Here is a 12,795-nt window from a genome sequence, read left to right as displayed (position 1 = left end):
GTCACGATGCCAAGAAAGTTCATCAAACGTTTTATGCCTAACCATGAAGTGATTAAGCGTCAGAAGGCATTAAAAATTTTTGGCAATGTGCTGTACAACCCCAATTTATGGTGTTTGAACCGCCGCTCAGCAGCGGGCGCCTTCGCCGTAGGTTTGTTCATGGCTTTTGTTCCACTTCCGAGTCAAATGATCATGTCCGCTGGCCTTGCCATTATGTGCGGCGTCAATTTACCGCTTTCTGTAGCCTTGGTCTGGATTAGCAACCCCATCACCATGCCAGTGCTGTTCTACTTCGCCTACAAGCTTGGCGCATGGGTAATGCAAACACCACCACAACCATTTCACTTTGAACTCTCTTGGCATTTTATCATGCAACAAATGAGTACCATTGGTCCGCCATTCCTTTTGGGTTGCATGATGTGCGGAGTGATCTCCGCCATAATCGGCTACTTCGGCATTCACGGTTTATGGCGCTATTCTGTCGTAAGAAGCTGGCAAAAGCGCCAAGCGAGATAAAAGCTTCAAGAGATTGAGACTGGCTATACAACTGAGCATGTAAAACGATGTCGCATGATGTTGAAAAAGGACCAAATGGTCCTTTTTGTTTGCTAAAAATAGCTCAATGCTGATGAACGAAAAGAATCCGAGTTGAGATTATTTAGCGCTAAGCACAGACGCCGGATTCAGTTGACTGGCCCTAGAGGCCGGATACCAAGTAGCTAATAAGCTCAACACAATCGCCGTCGAAGAGACAAGCACCACATCCGATAGGTTCACTTGTGATGGCAAAAAGTCGACAAAATAGATATCACCAGACAAAAACTGATGGCCGACTAATCGTTCTAATCCTTTGATTAACGCTGTTAAATTCCACGCAATCAACACACCTAACACGCCACCTATCACACTGCCTAATACACCAGAGAAAACACCCTGCCAGACAAAAATTCGTTTCACTAATCCATCGGTCGCGCCCATAGTGCGCAAAATGGCGATTTCAGACGCACGATCTTTTACCGCCATCATAAGTGTTGAAACGATGTTGAAGCTCGCCACACCAATCACCAGCACCATCACCAAATACATAATGGTTCTGACCAGTTGAATATCACGGTACAAAAAGCCAAATTTTTGCTGCCAACTGCGTAGATAGACGTATTGATCAAGCGTATTGCCGACCTCTCTTACAATTTGAGTTGCATTTAATACCTCTGAGACCTTGATAGCAACGCCCGTCACTCGCTCTCCTAATTTGGCGTAAGCTTGTGCATCTGCCAATGGCACTAATGCAAGGCTGTGGTCAATTTGGCCATTGAGTTCCAAAAGCCCTGAGACCTTGACGCGCACGCGCTTTGGCGCTTGAACTTTAGCGCTCTCATTCGCAGAGGGGATCATCAAAGTGACATAGTCACCGACTGCCGCGCCCAATTTATCCGCCACTCCTTTGCCTAAAATGACCTGTTGCTGACCTGCGACAAAACCTTGCCATGCATCGGAAGAGACAAATTGAGATAAACGCGACACGGCGCGCTCCATTTGCGGATCAATTCCACGCACCTCAATCGCTTTCAGTTGCGCGCCTTTCTCCGCTAATGCCGTCAATTTTACATAAGGAGCGGCCGCTTCCACTTTTGGATGCTGCACGGCTTGCTTGACTAATGACGACCAGTTTGCGATGGGTTGTTGAACCCCTTCAAACTCTCCGTGTGCAATGACAGATAACACTCGATTCTGCAGCTCTCTCTCAAAACCATTCATCGCCGACAGGCCCACGATGATCACCGCAACGCCCACGGCGATACCGATAATGGAAGAGAGCGAGATAAACGACACCATTTTATTACGCTGCTTTGCCAGGCTAAAACGCCGACCAATCACTAAAGAGAGCGAGGTGAACATCTACGGTGCCTCCACATTAGTCAGCAAACCATCTTGCATGTGCATCTGTCTGTCCATTTTTGCAGCAAGTTCGCTATCATGCGTTACCACTAAAAATGCCGTGCCAAACTCTTGATTCATTTGACGCATCAAATCATAAATCGCCAGCGCCGTTTTGTGATCAAGGTTGCCCGTAGGCTCATCGGCTAACACCAAATCGGGTTGATTGACAAGCGCTCGCGCAATCGCTACCCGCTGCCGCTCTCCACCAGAGAGCTCAGAGGGTCGATGAGATAAACGATGTCCCAACCCCACTTTTTCTAACAATGCTTGCGCGGCCTGTTTAGCACGCGATGCTTTTTGGCCACCAATAAGCAACGGCATGGCAACATTCTCAAGAGCGGTGAAATCGGCTAATAAATGGTGGAACTGGTACACAAAACCCAAATGTTGATTGCGAATGTTCGCTTGTTTATTGGAGCTTAAGCTCGATAAATCCTGACCTAAAAACGACACTGAACCTTCGGTTGCCTCATCTAGTGCACCCAGAATGTGTAATAACGTACTTTTCCCAGATCCAGAAGTCCCAATAATTGAGACTAACTCCCCCGCTTGAATGCCAAAACTGACGCCTTTTAGCACTTGAGTCCGTAGCTCCCCTTCTTGGTAGGTTTTGCATACGTTATGGCATTGTAAAAGGTTATTCATATCTTAAAGCCTCGGCAGGTTTTACGGATGACGCGCGGTAGGAAGGAAACAGTGTCGCGAATAAGCTGAGCGTGATGGCTGCTATCACCACCAACATAATTTGCATAGGGTTAATCACTACAGGCAGCGTTCCCCCCACAGAGAACAGCGCTACACCCATGCTTTCTAATAATCCATTGAGGTTATCCGCCAGCAATACGCCTAACACACCACCGACAAGCGAACCAATCACTCCACTACTCGCGCCTTGAACCATAAAAATGGACAGTACTTGTTGATCTGTCATGCCTTGCGTTTTCAAAATCGCGACCTCAGCTTGTTTTTCCATCACCACCATGATCAACGCGGAAATGATATTGAAAGCCGCCACGCCCACAATCAACCCAAGCATCAAACCCATCATATTTTTTTCCATGCGAACAGCTTGGAACAACTCGCCACGCTGATCTCGCCAGTCACTCCATTGCCACCCCCCAGGCAAAGGTGCGCTAGCTAGGTCTGCGACCACAAAAGGATCATCAAAAAAGAGCCGCCATCCCGACACAGTATTTGATGGTAAACGAAGCAATCGCGCTGCATCTTTGATGTGCGTCAGCATCAGCTGTCCATCCACATCAGACCCCGTATTGAAGATGCCTGCGACTGTAAAATTACGCTGCGCAGGAATACGACCTAAGGGGGTAAATTGGCTAGCTGAAGTGACCATCAAACGCACTTTATCGCCAATGGTCACGTTGAGCGCCCGCGCCAGTGAATGGCCAAGGAAGAGTTGATATTCGCCCGGCTTGAGCGCACTCACTTGACCCGCAATCAAGTGCGCCGCAATCGGATCATTTTGATTAGGTTCAATTCCCACCAACAAGCCTGCGGCCAGTTGCGATGAGCTTTGAACAACCGCTTCACTGCGTACAATCGGTTCAGCCGCTCTGGCGCTAGAGAGCTGGCTAATGAATTGAGGCACATCTTGCGTGAGCAAAGTGCGATCGCCGTTTTGCGAAACTACAGCCTGAGGCAACACACCTAAGATTCTATTTTTGAGCTGGGATTCAAAACCATTCATGACCGAAAGCACCGTCACCAGTGACATCACGCCAATGGTTATCCCCGCCGTAGACATATAAGAGACAAATCGACTGAATCTATCACCGGATCGCCCACGTAAATAACGCAAGCCAATGAACGCCGAAATAGGATGAAACATAAGAAAAACCGCCTAAAAGTGATGCTCAGTACTGTAACGAGAAACGGTGGAAGGTTGTAGCTTTAATTTGCCAAAAATCGGTTAAATAGACTCGATAACAAGGACATACCTTGATTAGTTCGCCGGTATGACGATAATCAACAAAGCGATGAGAAGGATGCCTTTATGACCGAGCAAGAATTTTTTACGGTTCACTATGGACTGACAACCAATATTGAACTTTTAGACAACACATTTATGCTACCTTCCCAATCAATATTTGAAGCGGAGATTCCTGCCCCATTTATTGTGGCCAGTGAGTTTAGCCAGTTGGATGCACTCACCGAAAGTGCACGACTAGAACTGAAAAATAGTGATTTCAAGCACGTCGTTCAGTTACTTGATACTCAAAATTCGAAATTGAATTTGTTGCTAACCTTTATGCTGTCACAGCAAGATGAGCCACATTCACGCTTCATCACCAGCACATTTGGTGCCAGTCGCTTCTCTCTTCGTTATCCAAATGCACTAGAGATTGGTACCCAAGCCCGCTGTAAACTGTTTTTGGACCACCCTGCAGCCGCTATTTATTGCTATAGTTCGGTGATTGATTGCCAAGCGGACGAGCAACACTATCTCATCACGATGAAATACGATTTACTGCGAGATACTGACCAAGATCTCTTGATTAAAGCCGCACTGTACCAGCAGCAAAAATTGCTGCGTCAACGCTCTTTAGACCGAAATAAACCATAAGCGTTCTCATGACTACACACTCTTTACTGACTCTGATTAAACCTGCTGGCGCGGGCGACAAAAAACACATTGGTAACCTACGTGGTGCAAGCCTTGCGTTGGCAATTGCAGAGCTGGCCAACCAGCATAATAGCCACACTTTACTGGCTGTACCTGATCCTCAAACCGCCTTAAAGCTGCAGCACGAAATTGAGCAGTTTAGTGACGCCGAAGTGGCGCTGTTTCCTGATTGGGAAACTTTGCCTTATGATAGTTTTTCGCCTCATCAAGAGATCATTTCTGATCGCATCGCGCGCCTGTATCAATTACCGAGCTTGAAAGCAGGCATTACCATTGTGCCTGTGAGCACCATATTGCAGCGTCAGACGCCGCGAGAATTTCTGCTACAGCATACCCTGATGGTTAAAACTGGCGACCAGTTTTCCTTAGATAAACTGCGTCTTCAGCTGGAAAAATCGGGCTATCGTCATGTTGATCAAGTGTTTGGCCCAGGCGAGTACGCCAGCCGAGGTTCGATTCTTGATTTATTTCCAATGGGCAGCAGCGATCCTTATCGCATTGATTTTTTTGATGATGAAATCGACACCATACGCACCTTCGATCCTGAGAATCAACGCTCAATTGAAGAGATCAGCGAGATACGCTTACTGCCTGCTCATGAATTTCCCACCACAGAAAGTGCCATTGAAGATTTTCGCACCCGCTGGCGTCAACGATTTGAAGCGCGTCGCGAACCAGAATCTGTCTATATGCAAGTCTCAAAGGGGATTTGGCCCGCCGGTATTGAATACTGGCAACCACTATTTTTTGAACACACCGAAACCTTGTTCGATTATATCGCGCCAGAAAGCCAACTAATTGTCGTAGGAAATATCGAAACAGCGATTGACCAGTTTTTAACCGACGTCGAATATCGTTACCAGCAGCGTAAAGTTGACCCTCTTCGCCCGTTGCTGCCACCTCATGAATTGTGGCTTAAAAAAGATGAGCTTTTCAGTCTTTTCAAAAACGTGGCTCAGATACAACTCAGTGTAGAACCGATTTCAGAAAAGCAAGGGCGGATCAATTTAGCGGTCAGTGCATTACCCGACTTGGCGGTCATGCATCAAAATAAAGAGCCTTTAGCCGCCATTCGGCAATTTAGTGAAAGTTTCACTGGGAAAATCATTTTTTCCGTCGAATCAGAAGGCCGTCGCGAAGCATTACTAGAGCTATTGCAACGCGTAAAACTGCGCCCTATCGAAAAAGAAACCTTCCAGCAAGCGTGCCAAGCAAAAGAAAAACAATGTCTCGTATTAGGGGCATCTGAGCACGGCTTTATTGATAACAATGCTAACTTAGCGTTCATCTGCGAAAGTGATTTACTCGGTGACCGTGTCATTCTTCGCCGTAAGAAAGACCGTAAAGTCACCAATAGTGACGCTGTCATTCGTAACTTAGCTGAACTCAAACCAGGGCAACCCGTTGTTCATATTGATCATGGTATCGGCCGTTATCTCGGGTTACAGACGCTTGAAGCGGGTGGCATGATGACCGAATACGTCACCCTTGAGTATCAAAACGAAGCCAAACTTTATGTCCCTGTCGCTTCATTGAATCTCATTAGTCGTTACTCTGGCGGCGCAGAAGAAAGCGCACCATTGCATAAACTCGGGGGTGAAGCATGGACCAAGGCACGACGAAAAGCGGCCGAAAAAGTCCGTGATGTTGCTGCGGAACTGCTGGATGTCTACGCCAAACGAGAGCTCAAACCAGGCTATAAGTTCGCTCTGGATCGTGGCCAATATGCGACTTTTAAAGCAGGTTTCCCATTTGAAGAAACCGATGATCAAAATACAGCTATCAACGCCGTGCTATCGGACATGTGTCAGAAAAAAGCGATGGACCGATTAGTGTGTGGTGACGTTGGATTTGGCAAAACAGAAGTCGCCATGCGCGCCGCCTTTGTGTGTACCGACAACAATAAACAAGTGGCCGTATTAGTGCCGACAACCTTACTCGCGCAGCAGCATTTTGAAAACTTTCGAGACCGATTTGCTAACCTGCCGATCCGTGTCGAAGTTTTATCACGCTTCAAATCAGCGAAAGAGCAAAAGCAGATTCTACAAGATGTCGCCGACGGCAAAGTCGACATTTTGGTTGGCACGCATAAACTGCTTTCCAGCGAGCTAAAATTTAGCGATCTTGGTCTTTTGATCGTTGATGAAGAACACCGTTTTGGCGTTCGCCAAAAAGAAAAAGTGAAAGCGATGCGTGCTGATGTGGATATCCTCACGCTAACGGCAACGCCGATTCCGCGCACGTTAAACATGGCGATGAGCGGAATGCGCGATCTATCGATTATCGCCACACCACCCGCACGACGATTAGCCATCAAAACCTTTGTACGCCAACATGATGACAATACGATTCGAGAGGCCGTATTACGTGAAATCATGCGCGGTGGACAGGTTTATTTTCTACATAACCAAGTAGAAACTATCGACAAAGTGGCCGCCGATTTAGAAAAGCTGGTCCCTGAAGCTCGAATTACCGTCGCCCATGGACAAATGCGTGAACGTGAGCTGGAAAAAGTGATGAACGACTTTTATCACCAACGATTCAATGTATTGGTTTGCACAACCATCATTGAAACCGGGATTGATGTCCCAACCGCGAACACCATCATTATGGACCGAGCAGATAACCTTGGCTTAGCGCAGCTACACCAACTTCGTGGCCGAGTAGGACGTTCTCACCATCAAGCTTATGCTTACTTACTCACTCCACATCCTAAAGCCATCACTAAAGATGCCGTGAAACGTTTAGAAGCGATTGCATCTCTTGAAGATCTTGGAGCCGGTTTTACTCTAGCAACGCACGATTTAGAAATCCGTGGAGCAGGTGAATTATTGGGCGATGAACAGAGCGGTCAGATCCAATCGATTGGTTTTACTCTCTATATGGAGATGCTAGAGCAAGCGGTTGAAGCATTAAAAAATGGCAGAGAACCTTCTCTTGACGATTTGCTTCGTGAACAAACCGAAGTAGAAATGCGTTTGCCTGCGCTATTACCCGATGATTACATTCCTGATGTAAATACTCGCCTCTCCATGTATAAACAGATAGCGAGTGTCGCTAGCCGAGATGAGCTCGCCGAGCTCAAAGTCGAGTTGATTGATCGCTTTGGTAAATTACCTGATGCTGCAAATAACTTACTCGGCGTTGCTGAAGTCAAAATTGATGCTGCACGTATAAAAGTGAAGAAAATCGAAGCGCATGAAAAAGGCGGCTACATTGAGTTCTATCCAGATGCTGACATTAATCCCGTCTTTTTGGTTAGACTTCTGCAATCACAACCGAAAAAATTTGCAATGGAAGGGCCAACTAAGTTTAAGTTTGCTGTACCATTAGCTGATAGACGTGAACGAATTCAATTTGTGTCGAGTATGCTCAGCGAATTCCAACAAAACCTGATGCCTAGAGCATAAATTACGCACAAAAAATGATGGAGCCATAATGAAAAAACTGATCCCACTCCTACTTTTGCTTATTTCGATGCCAAGTCTGGCACAACGGCAATTTGACATAGAAGTGATCATTTTTAAGCGTGCAATTGATGCAGAGAAGGTCAGTGAGTCGTGGCCTAACTCATTGCCTGAAATCAATATTCAACGCGCGGGCAGTTTTAGTGACTTAAACTATCGCCAAGAAAAAGGCGTGAAAATGCTGCCTTTTTCCGACTACCAACTTAACGACCAAGCACAAAAACTGAAAAACCACGCCGGCTTTGAAGTGCTATTGCATACGGCTTGGCGTCAAGGCGATCAAGGCAGAGCTTCCGCGCCGATTTTCCATATTCAGGCGGGTAAAGATTACTCCGCTAAATTCAATACTGACGGCAGTGAAAAAGTAGCCGTACTAGAAGAATCGCCAGTAAACGGTGTGCTAGAACAAAACATCGCGAGTCCCCTTTACGAACTCGACGGTAAATTACAAATCTATGTGCAGCACTATCTTTATGCTGAAACTACGCTCGACCTTAAAGCCCCGAGTGTGCGAGAAATCATGCTCCAAAGTAAACCATTGGAGTTAGATATTACACCTGAAGAGCAAAATGCCGAGGTTCAACTGGGGAACCTAGAAGCTATCTCCCCAACAGTGGAAAAGGAAGAGTTTTTAAAGAGCTATCGGATGGACCAAAAACGCCGTATGCGCAGCAACGAAACCCACTATCTAGACCATCCATTAATGGGAATGATCATTCAAGTTCGCCGCGTTGCAGAATAAAGCCTAACAAAGCGCCCTGCCTGGGCGTTTTTTCTTTTATTCATCTCTCATATAGCTTAGCTCACTGATTTAATATCCTTACCGGTTAGAGCTATTCTGTTGTTAACTATTCTTATTAAAACCAATAACACAACCCTCCTACAGACCGTTCCAATGGTTTGGGTACGTGATCTTCTAAAAGTTAAACTGACAATGTATTTCATTAGTGAGTGTTTCATTTTTAAGACCTCTCATTTATGAGAGCCATGTAAGATTGAATCCCTCTTATTAAGTCTTGATAATCTCCCCATCTCGTGTTGTGCCATGTTCGACTCATTTACCGTAATACCTATCGTTGAAGTAGAGCACAGGTTAACAACATCAATTTAAATCGGAATTTACACAAACATACTGAGAGAGATGTTACCTAATGACTTCTAAATTTTCGTTATGTGCGGTCGGGCTACTGTCAATAGGCAGTATCACAGCAAGTAACATTGCAATCGCATCAAGCCCTAGTGAGATAAACACCCAATTAAAATGGTCTTGGCAAGGCAGTTCATTTAAACCTGAGTCTAACCAAGTTATGGCGGCACCTATCGTTGCTCAGTTAAATGATGATAATGGTGATGGAAAAATCGACGAGAATGATATCGCTGATATTATCGTTATTACTTTTGAAGGTAATAAATATACGCAAGGTGGATTAGTTAGGGCACTAAGTGGTATCGATGGTTCTGAGCTTTGGTCGTACGATAATGGTGGCATTATAGCCGATGCTCGCTACTCTCCTGCTGTTGCAGATCTTGATGGTAATGGTGTAGTTGAAATTGTGACAACGAGCACAATCAGCCCTTACATCAATATATTAGATAATGAAGGTCAGATAAAAAAACAAATCCTGAAGAGTGCTTCAGGATGGCGCTCGGTTGGCGCAATTTCACTATCTGATTTAAACAATGATGGTTCAATTGATATTCTCTCTGCCGATGGTGTTTATAATTACGATACTGGTTTGCTATTTAGTTTAGAGTGGGCTCCATCACCGATCAGCTTTGATGCGGATGGCGATGGTATCCAAGAAGTATTTTCAAACGGCGCTCTTTATAAAAGCGATGGCTCATTTACTTGGCAATATCAAGCGAATGATACGGTTTGGTTTTCTTCCGTTGCCAACTTAGATAGCGACAATAAACCAGAAATTGTGGTATCAGTTCCGGCCTCGAAAGGCTCTGCACAAAATAGTAGCTTTGCCGTATTAGAGCATGACGGCTCAGTAAAATGGGAGGTTAATAACCTTGAAAACCCAGGCGGTGGTGTACAAGCTATCTCTAATTTCCTTGGTAATGCAGCAACTAACTCTACCAATGAAATAGCTAAGTCCCCTGTTTATGGATATACCCATTTACATCACAGCCATCCAGTTAAAATAGCAGATGACAACCAACTTAAAATCCGCTCAGGAGATCTGATTGACGCTATTGGATCAACAGCAAGTAATATGGTGGGTGGTCAAGGCGGTTCACTGCATACTATTGATGCAAGCAAAGTCCGCTCTGTCGATGTAACCTACGGCAAATATAAAACGTGGTGGACATATGGCGTACTCGAGATGGAATTCACTCTCAATGATGGTTCGAAAATAACGTTAGGTTCAAAAGACTCAGCCTTTAAATACCCAGCATTAGAGTGGCGAACCAAAGAAGTTCCATATCTTGGATTGGAGTGGAGAACAAAACAAGTTTCTTACTGGTTCTTTGGCTGGCATACCAAAACAGTTTCTTACCTAGCTCCTGTTTGGAAAACTAAAACGATTCCTTATGCTGTTCCTGTCATGAAGAGCAAAGCAACCACTGAACGATACACAGTCCCAAGCAATACCCAACTGGTAGGCTTAAATGTTTGGAGCAAACCAAAACCTATCTTTACCTTCAAAAAACACGTTAATGCAGTTCAGTTTGTTGTTGGGGAAAGCATTAATGATAATTACCTAAACACTGGTATTGTCTATGCAGGTTATCATGCTGTTGATATGTATAATGCACAAGGTAGCAAAGTTTGGTCTGTAGCAAATGATGACTATAACAGCGGTAAAATTGGTGTCTCGGCTTACGATTTCACTGGTGATGGCATTGATGAAGTTATCGTACAAGATCTTCTGAGAGTCCGTATTCTTGATGGGCGCACAGGAGCAGTATTAGCAACGATTGCTAACTCGTCGAACACCTTGTGGGAATATCCTGTTGTGGCGGATCTCGAAGGCAACAACAATGCATCGCTTATTGTGGTCGCAAATGATTATGCAAAAGAAAGCGCAATCAACCACGGCGTCTACGTTTATGAATCAGCCGATGCTGATAAACCATGGGAAAATGCAACGAGAATTTGGAACCAACATTCGTTCCATTTCTCAAACATTAACCAAGATGGCTCAATACCAACCAATGCTCAGCCTAGTTGGCTAACACATAACACTTATCGCTCAAGTACCATTAAATAACTTGAATTTGATATAACCACCACTATCGCCCAAGGCGGTGGTGGTGGGATGACAAAAAAAGCCTCGCCTTTTAACAAAGGCGAGGCTTTTTTATGGCCAGTACGCTGGGAATATTAGTGAAGCTTTAAGTTTGGACGCAACACACGATTAATACGGCCAACTAACATCATCAACCCTGTTTTGAACATACCGTGCAGCGCCATTTGGTGCATGCGATACAAAGAAATGTACACGACTCGCGCAATACGACCTTCAACCATCATCGAGCCTTTGGTTAAATTACCCATTAAGCTACCAACGGTAGAAAAACGACTTAATGAAACCAACGAACCGTGATCTTTATAAACATACGGTTTGAGCTCACGCCCGTTAAGCTTAGCAACAATATTCTTGAACGCTTGGCTTGCCATTTGGTGCGCTGCTTGTGCACGAGGTGGCACAAATGAACCATCGGCTTGTGTACATTGTGCTAAATCACCGATCACAAAAATATCGTCATCTCTTGTGGTTTGTAAGGTGTTTTTTACCACTAACTGATTAATGCGGTTTGTTTCCAAACCAGCAATCTCTTTCATAAAATCCGGAGCTTTGATGCCAGCAGCCCACACCATGATCTGAGCGGGAATCTTTTCGCCATCTTTAGTTGTTAGGCCATCCTTATCCGCTCGCGTGACCATAGTCGCAGTACGAACGTTGACACCTAATTTCGTTAATTCGCTATGCGCAGCACTAGAAATGCGAGGTGGAAGAGCGGGTAGAATACGCTCACCCGCTTCCACAAGGTTGACATTCAGTTTGCTTGAATCAAGATCGCCAAAACCATAAGTCCGCAGCTCTTTTACTGCATTATGTAGCTCTGCAGATAATTCAACACCCGTTGCACCTGCGCCAACAATCGCAATATCAACTGTACCGTTACCATTTTTCGCATGAAGTTTTAGAAACTCATTATTCATTTCAGTACGAAAACGATTTGCCTGTTCAGGGCTATCAAGGAAGATACAATGCTCACGAACTCCTGGAGTATTGAAGTCGTTAGACGTTGAACCGATTGCCAACACCAAAATGTCATATTCAAGCTCACGACTTGGCATTAACAATTCACCATGCTCATCTTGCAATTCACTAAGAACAATCACTTTGCGTTCACGATCGATATCAGCAAGACTACCCATTTGGAAATCAAAACGATGATTTTTTGCGTGAGCGCGATAGCTTAGCGCATCCACTCCTTCATCTAATGAACCCGTTGCCACTTCATGCAATAACGGTTTCCATAAGTGGCTTGCTTTACGATCCACTAATGTGATTTCTGCGCGATTTTTACGGCCAAGAGTGCGACCAAGTTTAGTCGCGAGCTCTAAACCACCCGCGCCACCACCGACTACGATAATTCGTGTCACAACAATAATCCTCAAAAAGAAATAAACATGATTCAGCGTGAAATCTCACACTGAAGGAATTCTCAGTAATGCGCTTGCTTCAGATAAATCTTGTTCAGCAAATGAAGCTATCTTCGCAGCAC

At 45.0% G+C, this 12,795-nt stretch carries 9 protein-coding genes; 5 read left to right on the top strand and 4 right to left on the bottom strand.

Annotation, left to right across the window (positions count from 1 at the left end):
* Positions 1-6: 6 nt before the first annotated feature.
* Positions 7-516, top strand: a complete 510-nt coding sequence (locus AACQ42_RS07100) for a DUF2062 domain-containing protein (RefSeq protein ID WP_010319231.1) — start codon at positions 7-9, stop codon at positions 514-516.
* A 138-nt stretch (positions 517-654) separates the two neighbouring features.
* Here the strand turns inward: AACQ42_RS07100 and lolE are convergent, their stop codons facing one another.
* The 3 genes from lolE to lolC are packed head-to-tail and all read right to left on the bottom strand — an operon-like array spanning position 655 to position 3,787.
* Complete coding sequence (gene lolE / locus AACQ42_RS07095) at positions 655-1,899, bottom strand: lipoprotein-releasing ABC transporter permease subunit LolE (RefSeq protein ID WP_094164822.1); 1,245 nt, start codon at positions 1,897-1,899, stop codon at positions 655-657.
* A complete protein-coding gene (gene lolD / locus AACQ42_RS07090; protein ID WP_094164821.1) occupies positions 1,900-2,586 on the bottom strand; it encodes a lipoprotein-releasing ABC transporter ATP-binding protein LolD in 687 nt (228 codons plus the stop codon).
* Positions 2,579-3,787, bottom strand: a complete 1,209-nt coding sequence (gene lolC, locus AACQ42_RS07085) for a lipoprotein-releasing ABC transporter permease subunit LolC (RefSeq protein WP_094164820.1) — start codon at positions 3,785-3,787, stop codon at positions 2,579-2,581. Before lolC ends, lolD begins: the two co-directional genes overlap by 8 nt.
* 165 nt (positions 3,788-3,952) lie before the next feature.
* On the opposite strand from lolC, the gene AACQ42_RS07080 reads away from it, so the two are divergent.
* The 4 genes from AACQ42_RS07080 (at position 3,953) to AACQ42_RS07065 (ending at position 11,270) form a co-directional block, all read left to right on the top strand.
* Positions 3,953-4,522: a PilZ domain-containing protein gene (locus tag AACQ42_RS07080; protein ID WP_094164819.1), complete on the top strand. Its 570-nt coding sequence runs from the start codon at positions 3,953-3,955 to the stop codon at positions 4,520-4,522.
* A gap of 8 nt (positions 4,523-4,530) precedes the next feature.
* Positions 4,531-7,992, top strand: a complete 3,462-nt coding sequence (gene mfd, locus AACQ42_RS07075; RefSeq protein ID WP_094164818.1) for a transcription-repair coupling factor — start codon at positions 4,531-4,533, stop codon at positions 7,990-7,992.
* Positions 7,993-8,020: 28 nt separating this feature from the next.
* On the top strand, positions 8,021-8,791 hold the full coding sequence (locus AACQ42_RS07070; RefSeq protein ID WP_094123642.1) for a peptidoglycan binding protein CsiV: 771 nt from the start codon (positions 8,021-8,023) through the stop codon (positions 8,789-8,791).
* 409 nt (positions 8,792-9,200) lie between these two features.
* A complete protein-coding gene (locus AACQ42_RS07065; RefSeq protein WP_094164817.1) occupies positions 9,201-11,270 on the top strand; it encodes a beta-prism lectin domain-containing protein in 2,070 nt (689 codons plus the stop codon).
* 113 nt (positions 11,271-11,383) lie between these two features.
* Here the strand turns inward: AACQ42_RS07065 and AACQ42_RS07060 are convergent, their stop codons facing one another.
* Entirely contained in the window at positions 11,384-12,673 is a 1,290-nt protein-coding gene (locus AACQ42_RS07060) for an NAD(P)/FAD-dependent oxidoreductase (protein ID WP_026028144.1), read from the bottom strand.
* Positions 12,674-12,795 lie beyond the last annotated feature (122 nt).

This window comes from Vibrio sp. V12_P9A6T4 (assembly GCF_963874835.1).
Taxonomy (GTDB): Bacteria; Pseudomonadota; Gammaproteobacteria; order Enterobacterales; family Vibrionaceae; genus Vibrio; species Vibrio anguillarum.
The sequence above is the reverse complement of the archived record's forward strand: the minus strand, read 5'-3'. Positions and strand labels throughout refer to the sequence as shown.

What these genes read in the sequence shown, in the direction of transcription:
- AACQ42_RS07100 (WP_010319231.1), top strand. Translation starts at nt 7, where the DNA reads ATGCCAAGAAAGTTCATCAAACGTTTTATGCCTAACCATGAAGTGATT.
- lolE (WP_094164822.1), bottom strand. Translation starts at nt 1,899, where the DNA reads ATGTTCACCTCGCTCTCTTTAGTGATTGGTCGGCGTTTTAGCCTGGCA.
- lolD (WP_094164821.1), bottom strand. Translation starts at nt 2,586, where the DNA reads ATGAATAACCTTTTACAATGCCATAACGTATGCAAAACCTACCAAGAA.
- lolC (WP_094164820.1), bottom strand. Translation starts at nt 3,787, where the DNA reads ATGTTTCATCCTATTTCGGCGTTCATTGGCTTGCGTTATTTACGTGGG.
- AACQ42_RS07080 (WP_094164819.1), top strand. Translation starts at nt 3,953, where the DNA reads ATGACCGAGCAAGAATTTTTTACGGTTCACTATGGACTGACAACCAAT.
- mfd (WP_094164818.1), top strand. Translation starts at nt 4,531, where the DNA reads ATGACTACACACTCTTTACTGACTCTGATTAAACCTGCTGGCGCGGGC.
- AACQ42_RS07070 (WP_094123642.1), top strand. Translation starts at nt 8,021, where the DNA reads ATGAAAAAACTGATCCCACTCCTACTTTTGCTTATTTCGATGCCAAGT.
- AACQ42_RS07065 (WP_094164817.1), top strand. Translation starts at nt 9,201, where the DNA reads ATGACTTCTAAATTTTCGTTATGTGCGGTCGGGCTACTGTCAATAGGC.